This window comes from Yoonia sp., assembly GCF_036007805.1.
Lineage (GTDB): Bacteria > Pseudomonadota > Alphaproteobacteria > Rhodobacterales > Rhodobacteraceae > Yoonia.
The window spans coordinates 1-15252 of the sequence record NZ_DASYOK010000154.1 but is presented as its reverse complement, the minus strand read 5'-3'; the positions used below and the strand labels follow the sequence as shown (position 1 = coordinate 15252).

At 59.1% G+C, this 15252-nt stretch carries 13 protein-coding genes; 5 read left to right on the top strand and 8 right to left on the bottom strand.

Going from position 1 to position 15252, the window contains the following annotated elements; translation table 11 throughout:
* The coding region (locus tag VGP75_RS09030) for a glycine--tRNA ligase subunit alpha (RefSeq protein WP_327543343.1) at positions 1-635 on the bottom strand (635 nt) is incomplete at its 3' end.
* A 176-nt stretch (positions 636-811) separates the two neighbouring features.
* On the opposite strand from VGP75_RS09030, the gene VGP75_RS09025 reads away from it, so the two are divergent.
* Positions 812-2539: a serine protease gene (locus tag VGP75_RS09025; protein WP_327543342.1), complete on the top strand. Its 1728-nt coding sequence runs from the start codon at positions 812-814 to the stop codon at positions 2537-2539.
* Here VGP75_RS09025 and VGP75_RS09020 read toward each other — a convergent pair.
* On the bottom strand, positions 2514-4121 hold the full coding sequence (locus VGP75_RS09020; protein ID WP_327543341.1) for a thiamine pyrophosphate-binding protein: 1608 nt from the start codon (positions 4119-4121) through the stop codon (positions 2514-2516). The two genes, VGP75_RS09025 and VGP75_RS09020, sit on opposite strands and share 26 nt — an antisense overlap.
* Positions 4122-4123: 2 nt before the next feature.
* The gene (locus VGP75_RS09015) at positions 4124-5572 is read right to left on the bottom strand and encodes a TrkH family potassium uptake protein (RefSeq protein WP_327543340.1); all 1449 of its coding nucleotides are present in this window, start codon (positions 5570-5572) and stop codon (positions 4124-4126) included.
* A 104-nt stretch (positions 5573-5676) separates the two neighbouring features.
* On the opposite strand from VGP75_RS09015, the gene VGP75_RS09010 reads away from it, so the two are divergent.
* The 3 genes from VGP75_RS09010 to VGP75_RS09000 all read left to right on the top strand — a co-directional run bounded on the left by VGP75_RS09010 (position 5677) and on the right by VGP75_RS09000 (position 9625).
* Entirely contained in the window at positions 5677-6840 is a 1164-nt protein-coding gene (locus tag VGP75_RS09010; RefSeq protein ID WP_327543339.1) for an FAD-binding domain-containing protein, read from the top strand.
* Positions 6841-6921: 81 nt separating this feature from the next.
* The gene (locus VGP75_RS09005) at positions 6922-7389 is read left to right on the top strand and encodes a (2Fe-2S)-binding protein (RefSeq protein WP_327543338.1); all 468 of its coding nucleotides are present in this window, start codon (positions 6922-6924) and stop codon (positions 7387-7389) included.
* 1 nt (position 7390) lies between these two features.
* Positions 7391-9625 carry a xanthine dehydrogenase family protein molybdopterin-binding subunit gene (locus VGP75_RS09000; protein ID WP_327543337.1) on the top strand — a complete coding sequence of 745 codons (2235 nt, stop codon included), beginning with the start codon at positions 7391-7393 and terminating at the stop codon, positions 9623-9625.
* 14 nt (positions 9626-9639) lie between these two features.
* Here the strand turns inward: VGP75_RS09000 and VGP75_RS08995 are convergent, their stop codons facing one another.
* From VGP75_RS08995 to VGP75_RS08975, 5 genes are all read right to left on the bottom strand, one after another.
* Positions 9640-10170 carry a flavodoxin domain-containing protein gene (locus tag VGP75_RS08995; RefSeq protein WP_327543336.1) on the bottom strand — a complete coding sequence of 177 codons (531 nt, stop codon included), beginning with the start codon at positions 10168-10170 and terminating at the stop codon, positions 9640-9642.
* A 67-nt stretch (positions 10171-10237) separates the two neighbouring features.
* Positions 10238-11005: a gamma-glutamyl-gamma-aminobutyrate hydrolase family protein gene (locus VGP75_RS08990; RefSeq protein ID WP_327543335.1), complete on the bottom strand. Its 768-nt coding sequence runs from the start codon at positions 11003-11005 to the stop codon at positions 10238-10240.
* A gap of 141 nt (positions 11006-11146) precedes the next feature.
* Positions 11147-11575, bottom strand: a complete 429-nt coding sequence (locus VGP75_RS08985) for a GlcG/HbpS family heme-binding protein (protein ID WP_055292099.1) — start codon at positions 11573-11575, stop codon at positions 11147-11149.
* A gap of 41 nt (positions 11576-11616) precedes the next feature.
* Positions 11617-13764, bottom strand: a complete 2148-nt coding sequence (locus VGP75_RS08980; RefSeq protein ID WP_327543334.1) for a malate synthase G — start codon at positions 13762-13764, stop codon at positions 11617-11619.
* Between the two features lie 113 nt (positions 13765-13877).
* On the bottom strand, positions 13878-14033 hold the full coding sequence (locus VGP75_RS08975) for a DUF2256 domain-containing protein (RefSeq protein WP_327543333.1): 156 nt from the start codon (positions 14031-14033) through the stop codon (positions 13878-13880).
* Between the two features lie 113 nt (positions 14034-14146).
* Here VGP75_RS08975 and VGP75_RS08970 point away from each other — a divergent pair.
* Positions 14147-15252: M1 family aminopeptidase (locus tag VGP75_RS08970; protein ID WP_327543332.1), on the top strand; the 1106-nt coding region annotated here is incomplete at its 3' end.

The following is a 15252-nucleotide window of genomic DNA, read 5'->3' as shown; positions in this document are numbered from 1 at the left end:
TCAAAGTTCCAGCGCGAGTATTCCTGCTCGGTCTGCCTGAAGATATCGCCGTAGGTCAGCGGGATCGGCGTCTGCGGATCGTTGAAGGGCATGTCCATAACATGGTCCACACCCAGCACATACATCGCCAGACGTTCCAAGCCATAGGTCAGCTCGCCCGAGACCGGTTTGCAATCATGCCCGCCGACCTGTTGGAAATAGGTGAACTGGCTGACTTCCATGCCGTCGCACCAGACTTCCCAGCCCAGGCCCCATGCGCCCAGCGTCGGGCTCTCCCAGTCATCCTCGACAAAGCGGATATCGTGCAGGGTGGCATCAATGCCGATGGCTTCCAGTGAGCCAAGATAGAGGTCCTGCATGTCAGGCGGCGATGGTTTGATCAGCACCTGATACTGGTAATAATGCTGCAAACGGTTGGGGTTTTCACCATAGCGGCCATCGGTCGGACGGCGCGACGGCTGCACATAGGCTGCCGCCCAAGGCTTGCTGCCCAGCGCGCGCAGGGTCGTGGCGGGGTGAAATGTGCCCGCACCCACTTCCATGTCGTAAGGTTGCAGGATCGCACAGCCTTTGCCGGCCCAATATGTCTGAAGCCGCAGGATGATTTCCTGAAAACTGCGTGGTTTGTCTGCCATCTCAAAACCCTCCTGTGCTTTGTGCGCTCAATAGGGTGCTGGGCCGACAGGGTCAATTGGGCAACGCCTGCAGATTTTTTTGCGCTTTGCCGCGCGGTTCGCGCAGAGTTTGGCTTGCACAGCAGCATATTGGCCGCCACCACAAGCTAAACACTTTTTACTTCCGAGGTTTTTCGATGTTCAGGGCTTTTGTCACAGCTTTAATACTTTTCGCTTCTGCCATGCAGGCCCAGGCACAGGGCCGCTATTGGGTCCAGATCGAGGCGCGCCAGACACTGACCGAGGCGACCGAGCGCGCACGCTTTTACGCGCGCAGTTTTGACGATGTTGAGGGGTATTATCTGGGGCGCGGCTTCTATGGCATTGTGCTGGGGCCCTATAGCGAAAGTCTTGCCCGCGCCGAGTTATCCCGCTTGCTGAGCAGCGGACAAATCCCCTCTGACAGCTACCTGCAAAACGGACGCCGCTTTGAGCAGCAATTCTGGCCCATCGGCGGCACGCAAGCATCCACTGTGTCAACCGCACCGGACCGCGCACCAGAGCTACCTGCCCTGCCGCAGATGGACGTGACCGCACCCGAAGAAACACTCAGCCAGGCCCGCGCATCCGAGGCCGCTTTACCACGTGAGGCCCGCGAGGAATTGCAATTGGCGCTACGTTGGGCCGGATTCTACAATTCAGCAATTGATGGCGCATTTGGGCGCGGCACCCGCAGTGCGATGGCCGCGTGGCAAACCGCCTATAACCAAGAGCCGACAGGCGTTTTGACGGCCCGCCAGCGCGCGCTGTTGTTGTTGCAATATAATGCTGTGATCGCCGATCTGGGTATGCAGCTTGTGCGTGACGATGCCGCAGGTATTCAAATGAAACTGCCTACGGCCGCGGTGACCTTCGCAGAGTATCAGCCACCCTTTGCCCAATACGATGGTCGGGGCGATCTCTCTGCCGCGCGGGTGCTGATGATCTCGCAAACGGGTGACGCGGGACGTCTGACAGGGCTTTACGAGGTTTTGCAGGTGGTCGACATCATGCCGACCGAAGGACCGCGCAGTTTGCAGGGCAATAGCTTTACCATTGAAGGGATCGGCGACGGTATCCATTCCTATGCCACTGCCAGCTTGCAAGACGGCGAGATCAAGGGCTTTGTGCTGGTCTGGCCCGAAGGTGACGACCGGCGTCGTGCGCGGGTGCTGGATCTGATGACCTCCAGTTTCACGCGGCTGGACGGCACGCTTGATCCGAACCTTGTGCCTGCCAGTGAGGATCAGTCCATTGACATGATCGCGGGGCTTTCGGTGCGGCAGCCGAAACTGTCACGGTCCGGGTTTTATGTGTCGCGCGATGGCCTCGTCCTGACCACCCCCGAAGCGGTGGAGAGTTGCGCGCGGATTACCTTTGACCGCGATACAGAGGCTGAAGTGGTGGTCAGCGACCCCGCTCTAGGCTTTGCGCTCCTGCGCCCGCTTGAGGCCTTGTCCCCTATCGAAGTCGCTGCGTTCCAACCGCGGACACCGCGCCTGAAAGATCCGGTGGCAGTAGCGGGCTACCCTTACAACGGCGCCCTGAATGCACCGACACTGACCTTTGGCACGCTGGAAGATATCCGCGACCTGACGGGTGATGACCGGATCGCGCGCCTCTCGGTCGCGACCCAGCCCAGCAATGCGGGCGGTCCTGTACTGGATCAGGGCGGCAATGTGCTGGGCATGCTGTTGCCCCGCAATGGCGATGGCGGTCAGGCCCTGCCAGCAGATGTGCAATTTGCGCTGGACGCCGAGATGATCGCAGCAACGCTTGAGACGTTGAACATCACGCCTGTGCGCAATGATGCAGGCCCTGCCCTATCAGCCCATGCACTGACCGAAAAAGCCGCGAATGTCACCGTGTTGGTGAGCTGCTGGTAAGCGCGATATCCGACATCACACGAATAACAGTCGGGCCTTTGGTTGCAAGGGCCCTCTGAACGGCCACTTTGAATGCGTCCAGATTTGCAGGCTGGATTGCTGCGGCGCCGTACGCCTCTGCGAGCTTGAGAAAATCAGGGTTGCGCTGGATCACCGCGTTCGGCGCGATCTGGGCGCGCACCATGCTGTCCTCGATCTCGCCTAACTTGCCGTTGTCCCAGATGATAATGGGCAGGGTAAGGCCCAGTTCAACCGCGACAGCCAGTTCCTGCACGGTGTATTGAAAGCCATAGTCACCGAGAATTGCAACGACCGGCTGGTCGCCAACCCCGATCTTGCCGCCAATGGCCGCAGGCAGCGCATAACCCAGTGTGCCGAAACCGTAGGGGTGGTGCCAATGGCCGGGGCGGTCCATCGGATAGACCTCTTTCGCGGCATAGGCGAATTGGGTCATGTCGGAGTAGAACATCGTATCAGCTGGCACCGCAGCCTTCAGCGCATCGGCCACAGGCAGTATCCCGGGCCGTTCGGCGTCAAGCTCGGCCCGCCAGCGGGCACGGGTGGATTTGACCTCTTCGGCGGTCCATCCGGTCTGTTTGACACCTTCCAACTGGATCAGGCTTTCGGTCAGATGCGCGCTGGCATCCGCAAGGATGCGGGTATCGGCATTGTGGCGATCTGAAAGGCTCTCAGGGTCCAGATCAATCCGGACCAGTGGCGCAGTATGGCCCAGATGATCGCGCCACAGATCAACCTCGCTCAGCCGCGTGCCGACAGCGACCACAAGATCAGCCGAGGCGATCACGGCCTCGCTGCCGGTACGGGCAAGCGTTGCGCCAAAGTGCAGCGGGCTGTCATCGGGGATGATCCCGCGTCCGGCGTAGGTGGTGAAAGAGGCCGCGTTCAAACGCTGGAAATGCGGATACCAGCGGTCGACACCCCGTGCCGCGCCACCGCCAAAAATAAAAAGCGGGCGCTTGGACGCGTTCAGCCGGTCGATTAGGGAGATCCGCTGCAACGGTGCCGCTTCGGGTCGGGAGGGCCACTCATCCGCACGCTCTGGCGCGGGGGCGGCATTGGCTTCGAGCTGCGCAATCGGAACCTGGATGTATTTGGGCGCTGGCACACCGGTCGAAAGTTCGGTCAGTGCGCGGTCAATCAACTGATAGCTCGCCTCGGCCGACCGCGCGGTCACGGACCAGTCACAGACCGTCGCCGCCGCCCCTTCCTGATCTTTCATCTGGTGCAGCTGGCCGCGTTTGGCCTCTGTCTCGTCGAGTACCGACGATATCACCAGCATCGGCACGCTGTCGGAATAGGCCTGCCCCATCGGGGTCATGATGTTGCAGAGGCCCGGGCCCGAGATCACATAGGCCACCCCCACCTTGCCCGTCGCACGGGCATAGCCATCGGCCATGAAACCCGCCCCCTGCTCGTGGCGCGCCAGCACATGGGTGATCCCCGCCTCTTCAATCCCGCGATACATTTCCTGATTATGCACACCGGGGATGCCGAAGATCGTATCGACCCCACGATCTTTCAGCATATGTGAGATTTGCGCGCCAAGCGGACGTGTTGTCATCGTCAGTTTCTCCAGAATTTGATCGTGAGGATCGTCAGCACTACCATGATTTCCAAGCGGCCCACAAACATGGCAATCGCCAAAATCCATTTCGCGGTATCGTTGATATTGGCATAGTTCCCTGCCGGTCCGATTTCGGTCCCAAGCCCCGGGCCGATATTGCCAATTGCTGCGGCAGCCCCCGAAACCGAGGTAATGAAATCAAGCCCTGTCAGCCCCAGCAGGACCGAAGTGGCACCCAAAGCCAGAATGAATGCCACCAGAAAGGCGATCACCGAGTTCAGCACATCATCACCGACAGGGCGGCCGTCATAGCGTGGTGTGAACATTCCATGAGGGGAATGGATTTGCCGGATCTGGCTTTTGATCGCAGCAAAAACCAGCTGATAGCGGAAAACCTTGACAGAACAGGACGTCGAGCCCGCGCAGCCGCCGATCAATCCGATGAAGAAGAACAAGACAACAGGGAAGGTTCCCCATGTCATGTAATCCGCACTGGAATAGCCGGTCCCTGAAATAATCGACGTGATGTTAAACAGCGCTTCACGAAATGCGATCTCGGACATGACCCCTTCACGTCCCCAGACCCAAGAGGTCATCAGCAGAACCGTCACGAGCACAATCCACAAAAAAGTGTGAATTTGCGTATCACGCCAGAGCGGCTTGGCCGTGCCAGCTATCAGCTGAACGTAGCGCACAAACGGCAATGCCGCGAGGATCATAAAGACCACACTGACGTAATGCGCGCCCGCCCCGTAAAGCCCGAAAGACGCATCAGAATTCGCCATTCCCCCTGTCGAAACCGTGGTCATCGCGTGAACGATTGCATCAAATGGCAACATGCCGGTTGCGGAATAGGCCAGCGCGCAACTGAACGTCAGGATGATGTAGATTACGGAAATACGGCTTGCGATCTGGCCTGCACGGGGCAGGATTTTTCCCATCGTATCAAAAGCCTCTGACCGGAAAATCTGCATCCCACCCACGCGTAATTCGGGCAGAAAGACCATCGCGACCACAATGATCCCCACCCCACCCAGCCATTGCAGGATACCGCGCCAAAGCTTGAGCCCGTCAGGCAGGTTTTCGATCCCTGTCAACACTGTGGCCCCTGTGGTTGTCAGGCCGGACATCGCTTCAAAAAAAGCGTTCGTAAAACTGGCCTCTGTCGCGCCCAGCATAAAGGGGATTGCCCCGAACAATGGCAGCGTCAGCCAGACAAGCGACGTCAGCAGAAATGTCTGACGCAGGCTGAGCCCTTCCGACACGCCGTTCGCGCAGGCAAGCGCAATCAGACCTCCGGTCACGATCGTGATGACCGCGCTTTCGAAGAAGACAAACCAATGTCCATTGCCTGCCAGTAGATCAATCGCCAATGGGACCAGCATGGTCAGGCCAAGCGATGCCACCAGCAGACCGATCACATATCCCACGGGGCGTAAATCAACCATGCGGGCAGCGTTGTCCTGCCCTTTCGCCGGTGTCAAGAACACCACAGCGATATTCGCGACAGACTGTCGCTTGAAAGCCCGAACGCGCGGCTTAGCTCTGATCCATGTTTGATCCCACTTATGCCGCAGCCCTGTCCCGCCTGAACACCTTCGCTCCCAAGGCGGGCCGTGATTATGCGGGCAAACGCAATTATGATGATGTGGCGCATGTGTCGGCCCTGTCGCCCTATATCCGGCACCGGATGATCACCGAAGAAGACGTGCTCAAGACCGTTCTGGCCCGCCATAGCGCCACTGCGGCCGAGAAATTCATCCAAGAGGTCTATTGGCGGACCTATTGGAAGGGCTGGCTTGAATTGCGCCCTGCCGTCTGGGACATGTATCGCGCCGATCTGAACGGCGCATTGAACCGCGTCCAGACAGAAAGCGGTCTGCGACAGGATTGGGAAGCGGCCTGCAAGGGCGAGACCGGCATTGATTGCTTTGATCACTGGGCGCGGCAGTTGGCGGACACCGGATATCTGCATAATCACGCGCGGATGTGGTTTGCCTCGATCTGGATATTCACCTTGCGCCTGCCATGGGCCTTGGGCGCGGATTTTTTCATGCGGCATCTTCTGGACGGCGATCCGGCCTCGAATACCCTGTCCTGGCGATGGGTCGGCGGGCTGCAGACGGTTGGGAAAACGTACCTGGCGCGACCTGACAATATTGCGAAATACACCGAAGGGCGGTTTGACCCCAAGGGCCTTGCGACTTTTGCGGCACCGTTGGAAGGGCCACCCGCGCCGCCACGCGGGGCTGTGCCTGTGTCGGATAGCGTTGACTCCGCTTTGCGCACGGGGCTCTTGATCACCGACGAAGACCTGTCTCCGGGATGGCTGGCACAGCAGGCCAACCCACATGCAGTTGCGATGGTGCAAACAACGGCGGCACGCAGCCCCTTGACCGTCAGCGACCGTGTCACGGCCTTTGTGGCTGATGCACAAAAAGATGCAGCAGCGCGCTATGCCGACAAACTGGGGTCAATCGCGCAGGTCACGCCCGAAACTGTGTCGGATTGGGCGGCGGCGCATAACATCGAGCAAATCGTCACCCCCTACATTCCAACCGGCCCGACGCGTGATGCGCTGAAGGATGTCCGTCTCTGCAAAATCATCCGGCCTTATGATAGTGCGGCCTGGCCGCATGCCACACACGGGTTCTTCCGGTTCAAGGATAGAATTCCCGCACTTCTGGGTGACATCAAGGGGTTGCGTCTTGCGTAAATGACGCCACGACACAGCCCATTGCACGGGACAAATATCTGACCTAAACTAAACTAATTAGTTCACATTCGGAGCAACATTATGGCCACCCGCCTCACCATCAACGGCACCGCGCATGACGTGGATTTACCTGAAAATGTGCCTCTACTGTGGGTCTTGCGCGACGAGATCGGGCTGACAGGTACAAAGTTCGGTTGTGGCGTGGCGGCCTGTGGCGCCTGTACCGTGCATATTGATGGCGAAGCGGTGCGTTCTTGTCAGGTGGCTTTGGCCGATGTCTGGGGCGAGGTGACAACGATCGAAGGACTTGGCACCCCCGACGCGATGGCCACGATCCAGCAGGCCTGGGCTGATCATCAGGTGGCGCAATGCGGGTATTGCCAGTCGGGCCAGATCATGAACGCGGCGGCCCTTCTGGCGCAAACACCCCAGCCGACCGACCAAGACATTGACGACGCGATGCAGGGCAATCTGTGCCGCTGCGGCACCTACCCCCGTATCCGCGCGGCGATCAAAGATGCCGCCCAGCGCCTGTCAGAGGAGACATAGCATGGGCCGTATCAAGACAATCGCCCGCCGGACATTCCTGATCGGCTCTGCCGCGATCGTGGGCGGTGCCGCCTTTGGCATCTATCAGATCAACAAGGACGCGCCGAACCCGCTGGTGGCTGGCGACGGCGAGGCGACGCTGAACCCTTTCGTGCTGATCACCCGTGACGGTGTCACCCTGATCGCACCACGTGCGGAAATGGGCCAAGGGGTGCAGACCACGCTGGCGGCATTGGCCGCCGAAGAACTGGACTTGGCATGGGAAGACATCACCGTGCTGCATGGCCCGCCGGCACAGGCCTATTACAACTCGGTCTTTCTTGGCATGGCGATCCCCGGCGCGCATTACAAGGACACGCCTTTCAAGCACGCGATGCGCGAACAGGTCGGCAAAGTCGGCAAATTGCTTGACTTGCAGGCGACCGGCGGATCGACCTCTATGAAGGATTTCTACGAGCGGATGCGCCATGCGGGCGCGTCTGCGCGCGAGGCGCTGAAACTGGCGGCAAGCGCACAACTCGGCGTGCCTGCCAGCGACCTGCGGACCGAAAACAGCAACGTAATTGCCCCCGATGGCACGACCATCGCCTATAGTGATCTGGCCGAGGCACTGCGTGATATTACGCCTCCCGATGTGGAACTACGTGATCCGGCAACATGGAAATATCTGGGCAAATCCATGCCGCGTCTGGATATGGTTGGAAAAGTTACCGGAACGGCTAAGTTTGCCACCGACACCAAATTGGACGGCATGAAATTCGCCACTGTCCGTATGAGCCCGACGCGTGCGGGGATGGACAGCTATGACGACAGCGCCGCCCGCGACATGGACGGGGTCGAGGCGATTGTTGATCTGGGCGACGGGATCGCGGTGATTGCCAGCAATACATGGCTTGCGATGCAGGCGGCCGAGGCCGTTGATATCACATGGACGCCTGCGAACTATCCAGCCGACACTGACGGATTGCGTGCGGCGATTGCCGCGTCTCTCGATGAAGATGCCGACAGTATGGTGCGCGATGATGGCGACGTCACAAGCGCCGTGGAAGGCACTGAAATCACGGCAGAATACTATGTTCCTTGGCTTGCCCACGCAACGATGGAACCGATGAGCGCGACAGCTCTCTTTACCGGTGACGCGCTTGAAGTCTGGTCGGGCAATCAGGCGCCCACGATGATCCGCGATGCCTGTGCGAAGGCTGTGGGTCTGACACCGGAACAGGTCACACTTCATACCACCTATCTGGGTGGCGGATTTGGCCGCCGTGGCGAGATGGATTTCTCGGTGCTTGCCGCGCGCATTGCCGCCGCAATGCCCGGCACGCCGATCCGCATGGTGTGGAGCCGTGAAGAGGACATGCGGCGCGATTTTTACCGACCCGCAGCCATCGCGCAATTCCGCGGTGTGGTTCAGGATGGCAAAGCCGTGCTGGTTGACGGCAAGATCGCAGCACCTTCGGTTTTCCACAGCTCTTCGCTGCGCCAGACCGGTGCGGTCCCGCCCGGGCCTGACCGTCTGCATGTGGAGGGCGCAGCAGACCAACCCTATGCGATCCCGCATTTCCGCATCGCCGGCCACCTGACAAACATCGACGTCCCAATCGGGTTCTGGCGCTCGGTGGGTGCCTCGATCAACGGGTTTATGCTGGATACCTTCATTGACGAGTTGGCCCATGCCGCTGGCACCGACCCGCTGCAATTCCGGCTGGATCTGGCGCGCGCCGAACACGCCCCCTCTGCAGACGTGATCGCGGCGGTGGGCGAGATGTCAGGCTGGACCGGCCAAACGCCCGCCAATATCGGGCGCGGTGTGGCGTTCAGCTTTTCGTTCGGCACGCCGGTTGCGCAGGTCGTCGAGGTGGAGGACACAGGGCGCGGCATCAGGATCAACAAATGCTGGATCGCGGCTGATCTGGGCACGGTGCTGGACCCAAGTATCGTTGAGGCGCAGATGACTTCCGGGGCGATCTACGGTTTCTCTGCGGCGATGCAGGAAGAGATCACCTTCACCGATGGCATGGTCGAGCAAGGCAACTTCTATGACTATGACGCGATGCGGATGCATACGGTGCCGGAATTCGAGGTGCGCCTGCTGGAAACCAACCCATTCATGGGCGGTGCGGGTGAGCCCGGCACACCGCCGTCCATGCCTGCTTTGGGGAACGCTTTGTTCGATCTGACGGGCACGCGGGCGCGTGAATTGCCGCTGATCAAGACCTTTGACTTGATTTTATAAGGCGCGGGCGGGGTTTACCCGCCTGCCAGCCACCCATCAAGTGTCTTTTTCAGTGCCGCCCAGTCGGTGTATTCCTTGTCTTCCCCCGGCTTCACCTCTTGGTCTTTTGTCGCTGCGATCCAACGCATCGCCCATGATTTGAAGAAGTCATATTCCGAGAAACGGAACGCCCCCGCGACATGCATCACGGTCGGTGGTGTCCAGCCTGTCTTTTCCGCAAATCGGGTCACGCAGTCCGACAAGCCTTGCCAATCATCGGGATCATCACCGGCAGCGGCCAATGAGACGGACATAAAAGCAGATCGCACGTGTTCCAGATCACGCGCTTTATTCTTGGCCAAGGCCACCAGCGGTTTTTGATATTTGCCCGCGTGAACCGACCCTGCCAGCAAAACCGCATCAAAACGGGCAAGTTCCGCATCTTTGGCATCCTCTGCCCCGACAAGTTCGACGGTGTGGCCCTGCCCGTTCAGATAATCAGCGGCATAACGTGCGATTTTGCGGGTTTGCCCCTCGGTCGAGGCATAGGCGATCAGAATATTCATTGCGATGCTCCTTGCTGCTGGTGGGACCGTAGCAAAAAGCGCAATACGCCCTATTGATCGAAATCATTTAGCCTGCTTTGCGCAGCCCGCCGGATGCCCATGCGCGGCATGCATCGCCGAATGCCTCAAACAGGGGCCGCGACACCGGATCATCTACCGCATTCCATTCCGGATGCCATTGCACCGACATGGTGAACCCTGGCGCATCCTTGACATAAATCGCCTCTGGCGTGCCATCGGGCGCGTGGCCGTCAATCACGATGCGCGGCCCCGGTTCCTTGATGCCCTGCCCGTGCAATGTGTTGGTCATCACTTTGTGACGGCCGAATAGTCGGTGAAACGGCCCGCCTTCGGTCAGCGTGACCTCATGGCGCAGTTCGAACTTTTCCTCCAAAGTGCCATCGGGGGGCATGCGGTGGTTATCGCGCCCGGGCAGATCGCGGATTTCAGGGTATAGCGAGCCCCCCATCGCGACGTTCATTTCCTGAAAACCAAGGCAAACACCCATGACCGGTTGGCCAAGGGCAACACAGGCGCGGATGAGCGGCAATGTCAGACGGTCGCGGTTCCGCTCGAATGTGCCGTGCGCCTCGGTCTCTTCTTCGCCGTATTCTTCGGGGTGCACATTGGGCCGCCCGCCGGGGAAAAACAACCCGTCGCAGGATGTCATCAATTCCTCGATATGGACCAGATCAGGCTCGACAGGAATGATCACCGGCACAACGCCGGACACCCGCGACAAAGCCTGCACGTTCATCGCACCAGCACCCTGCACCAGATACTGGTCGTTGATCAGGTGCGAATTCGAAATAATGCCTACAACTGGACGCGCCATCAGGTTCCCTTTCAATTCCCCGAGAAACTAGCGTTTCTGTAGCGGGTTTGAAAGATGGTGCAGGACGGTGAAACGCTCATCATGGCGCATATGCCGCTTTTTTCGGCAGCATATGCGAAATTTTCGGGGCTTTGACGAAAATCAGGCTTCGCCGATCAGGCCAGCGGCCTCGATCCCTGCCATTGCGGCAATCACATCATTGTCCGAGGTATCGCCGGTGACACCAACGGCACCGATCACGGCACCGCGTTTATCACGCACCAGAACACCACCCGGCACAGGCACAACCTGCCCGCCGTAAACGCCATTCACAGCGGCCATGAAATAGGCCTGCTGTTCGGCGCGTGCCATCTGGGCGGTGCCCGCCATGCCAAGCATGACCGACCCATAGGCCTTGCCATGCGCGATCCCGAAACGCCCCGGGGCCGCACCATCCGCGCGTTCGAACGCTTTGACGTGGCCCCCCGCATCAAGGATCACAACGGAAAGTGGTTTGAACCCCATTTCGTCACCTTTGGCGAGCGCCTTGCGGATGATCGTGCGGGCTTTGTTTGCTGAAATCTCTGCCATATCTGGTTTTTCCTCGTAGGGTGGGTGAAACCCACGCGTCTTCAATGATTGCGCTGCGCCTTGAGCTCCAACCGGCGCTGGTGCAGCACAGGTTCGGTATAGCCTGAGGGCTGGATGCGGCCTTTGAACACCAGATCGCAGGCGGCCTGAAATGCAATCCCGTTGTATTCGGGGGCCATCGGACGATAGGCAGGGTCGCCGGCATTCTGTTCGTCAACAACTGCCGCCATCTTGCGCATCGCCTCCATCACCTGTTCTTCGCTCACAACATCATGGTGCAGCCAGTTGGCCAGTGCCTGGCTGGAAATCCGGCAGGTGGCGCGGTCTTCCATCAGGCCGACGTTGTTGATGTCCGGCACCTTGGAACAGCCCACGCCCTGATCAATCCAGCGCACGACGTAGCCCAGAATACCTTGGGCGTTGTTCTCAACTTCCTTGATCTTCTGCGCGTCTGTCCAGCGCTGGTACTGCGCCAGCGGAATATCCAGAATCGAGGACACATAGGCGCGACGTCCGCCTTTGCGCAGCTTGTCCTGCACCGCCATCACGTCAACCTTGTGATAGTGCAGCGCATGCAGTGTTGCCGCTGTCGGGCTGGGCACCCACGCGCAGTTTGCACCGGATTGCGGATGTGCAATCTTTTGTTCCAGCATCCCCGCCATCATATCGGGCATGGCCCACATACCTTTGCCGATCTGCGCCTTGCCGGAGAAACCGCATTCCAGACCGATATCGACGTTCTGGTCCTCGTAGGCGCCAATCCACTGTTTGCGCTTGATAAAGTCCTTACGGCTGAACGGCCCCGCCTCCATCGAGGTGTGAATTTCATCGCCGGTACGATCAAGGAAACCTGTGTTGATAAAGGCCACCCGTGATTTGGCCGCACGGATACATTCTTTCAGGTTCACCGTTGTGCGGCGTTCCTCGTCCATGATGCCGATTTTGACGGTGTCGCGCGGCAGGCCCAACGCATCCTCGACCATTTCAAAGATGTCATTTGTCAAGGCAACTTCATCGGGGCCATGCATCTTGGGTTTCACGACATAGACCGAGCCCAGCGCCGAATTGCCGCCATCGCGCTTGAGGTCATGCATCGCGATCATCACGGTGATCATCGCGTCCATCAGCCCCTCGAAGACCTCATCGCCGTTGGCATCAAGGATCGCGGGGTTCGTCATCAGGTGACCCACGTTGCGGATCCACAAGAGCGCGCGGCCTTTCAGGGTCAGTTCGCCCCCGCCAGCGGCAGTATAGGTGATATCGTCAGCCAGACGGCGGGTCATGGTCTTGCCGCCTTTTTCGAACTCGGACGTCAGGTTGCCCTGCATCAGGCCAAGCCAGTTGTTGTAGGCTTCGACCTTATCTTCGGCATCCACACAAGCCACACTGTCTTCGCAATCCATGATCGCAGAAACCGCACTTTCCAGTCGCACATCCGCCAGCAGCGCCTGATCACGGCTACCAATGGGGTGCGCGCGGTCAAAGACCAGTTCCACGTGAAGGCCATGGTTGCGCAGAACAATCGCGTCAGGTGCTTTGGGGTTGCCACGGTAGCCTACGAATTTCTCGGGCTCGCGCAGCGGCTGGTCATCCACCAGTAAAGCGCCGTCATGGACATAATAGCGCGACACATCGGCGTGGCTGGTTCCGACAATCGGAAATGCCTCATCAAGAAAGACGCGGGCACGGGCAACAACACGGGCACCGTGGCCGCGGTCATAGGGGCCTTTCGGGGGCTGCACGCCCATCGCATCGGTGCCGTAAAACGCATCATAAAGGCTGCCCCAGCGGGCATTGGCGGCGTTCAGCGCAAAGCGCGCGTTGGTGATCGGCACAACAAGCTGGGGGCCGGGAACCGTCGCAATTTCTGGATCGACGTTTTCGGTTTCAATCGTGAAATCATCGCCTTCGGGAACCAGATACCCGATTTCGCGCAGGAACGCCTCATATTCGGTCCGGTCCAGCTGCACGCCACGACGGGCCACATGCCAGGCGTCGATGGTTTCTTGCAGTTCCTCACGCTTGGCCAATGCAGCACGGTTGCGCGGGGTCATTTTCTCGACCAATCTGGCAAAGCCTTTCCAGAATTGGTCACTCGAGAGGCCCGTTCCGTCAAGCGCGCGCGCGTCGATAAAATCGGCAAGCTCTGCGGCCACCTTAAGCCCGTGCTTTTCAATACGGTCTGTCATAACAATCTCCCCTCAGCGATCTGCATACGGCGGCACACATATGCCTGCGGGCAACGAGTTAGTGCGAAAGTTTCCGATAGGCAACAAAGACCGGCAAGTTTTCTGCGCGCAAATCAGCTTGGCGCGGCGGTGCGCCCCGATTTGCAGCGATCCGAGCAATAGCGGACCTCGTCCCAGACCTTGGCCCATTTCTTGCGCCACGCAAAAGGCCGGCCACAGGTGGCACAGGTTTTTTGGGGCAGGTCAGCTTTGCGGCGCATCTTGGGCATGGGACGAAGATATACCATGAGGAAGGTTTATCAAAAATTTTATTGCACCCGATTGACGGTGGAACATCGGCACTTGGCGTCCTAGCTTTGGACAAACCAGTAAGGATACTACCATGAAAAACCCGGCCCCACAGACGATCTATCTGTCCGACTACACCCCGCCGGCCTATCTGGTCGACAGTGTCCACCTGACGTTCAAACTGGGCGCGACCGACACGCGTGTCATCTCGCGCATCGCGTTCCGGCCAAACCCGGATGCCACCAGCAAGGAATTCTTTCTGCATGGGCAGGACCTGCGCTTTGTCAGTGCCAAGATTGACGGCACGCCGATCACACCTGATCTGAGCGCCGAGGGCCTGCGCTATAATGCACCCGACGCCCCCTTTGTCTTTGAAGCCGAGGTCGAGATCAGCCCCAGCACCAACACATCGCTTGAAGGGCTCTATATGTCCAACGGCATGTATTGCACCCAATGCGAGGCCGAGGGTTTTCGCAAGATTACCTACTATCCCGACCGCCCCGATGTGATGGCTGTATTCACTGTACGGATCGAGGGCGATCTGCCGGTGCTGCTCTCGAACGGGAATCCTGTTGCACAGGGTGAGGGTTGGGCCGAATGGCACGATCCCTGGCCCAAGCCTGCGTATCTTTTTGCACTTGTGGCCGGTGATCTGGTCGCTCTGTCCGACAGTTTTACCACCCGCTCAGGCCGCAAGGTTGACCTGAACATCTGGGTCCGCCCCGGGGGTGATGAGGCCAAGCGCGCCTTCGGCATGGACGCGCTGAAAAAATCCATGGCGTGGGATGAAGAGGTCTATGGCCGCGAATACGATCTTGATCTGTTCAACATCGTCGCGGTCGATGATTTCAACATGGGCGCGATGGAGAACAAGGGTCTGAACATCTTCAACGCCTCTGCCGTGCTTGCCTCGCCCGAAACCGCCACCGACGCGGATTTCGAGCGGATCGAGGCGATCATTGCCCATGAATATTTCCACAACTGGACCGGCAACCGGATCACCTGCCGTGACTGGTTCCAGCTGTGCCTGAAAGAGGGTTTGACGGTGTTCCGCGACCAGCAGTTCACCGGCGATATGCGCAGTCATGCGGTCAAACGGATCGACGATGCCATGGTCCTGCGCGCGCATCAGTTCCGCGAAGACAACGGCCCCTTGGCGCATCCGGTCCGTCCGGACAGTTTTGTCGAGATCAACAATTT

Bases quoted from the DNA above. Each gene is read 5' to 3' on its own strand.
- VGP75_RS09025 (WP_327543342.1), top strand. From the start codon at position 812: ATGTTCAGGGCTTTTGTCACAGCTTTAATACTTTTCGCTTCTGCCATG.
- VGP75_RS09020 (WP_327543341.1), bottom strand. From the start codon at position 4,121: ATGACAACACGTCCGCTTGGCGCGCAAATCTCACATATGCTGAAAGAT.
- VGP75_RS09015 (WP_327543340.1), bottom strand. From the start codon at position 5,572: ATGGTTGATTTACGCCCCGTGGGATATGTGATCGGTCTGCTGGTGGCA.
- VGP75_RS09010 (WP_327543339.1), top strand. From the start codon at position 5,677: ATGTTTGATCCCACTTATGCCGCAGCCCTGTCCCGCCTGAACACCTTC.
- VGP75_RS09005 (WP_327543338.1), top strand. From the start codon at position 6,922: ATGGCCACCCGCCTCACCATCAACGGCACCGCGCATGACGTGGATTTA.
- VGP75_RS09000 (WP_327543337.1), top strand. From the start codon at position 7,391: ATGGGCCGTATCAAGACAATCGCCCGCCGGACATTCCTGATCGGCTCT.
- VGP75_RS08995 (WP_327543336.1), bottom strand. From the start codon at position 10,170: ATGAATATTCTGATCGCCTATGCCTCGACCGAGGGGCAAACCCGCAAA.
- VGP75_RS08990 (WP_327543335.1), bottom strand. From the start codon at position 11,005: ATGGCGCGTCCAGTTGTAGGCATTATTTCGAATTCGCACCTGATCAAC.
- VGP75_RS08985 (WP_055292099.1), bottom strand. From the start codon at position 11,575: ATGGCAGAGATTTCAGCAAACAAAGCCCGCACGATCATCCGCAAGGCG.
- VGP75_RS08980 (WP_327543334.1), bottom strand. From the start codon at position 13,764: ATGACAGACCGTATTGAAAAGCACGGGCTTAAGGTGGCCGCAGAGCTT.
- VGP75_RS08975 (WP_327543333.1), bottom strand. From the start codon at position 14,033: ATGCCCAAGATGCGCCGCAAAGCTGACCTGCCCCAAAAAACCTGTGCC.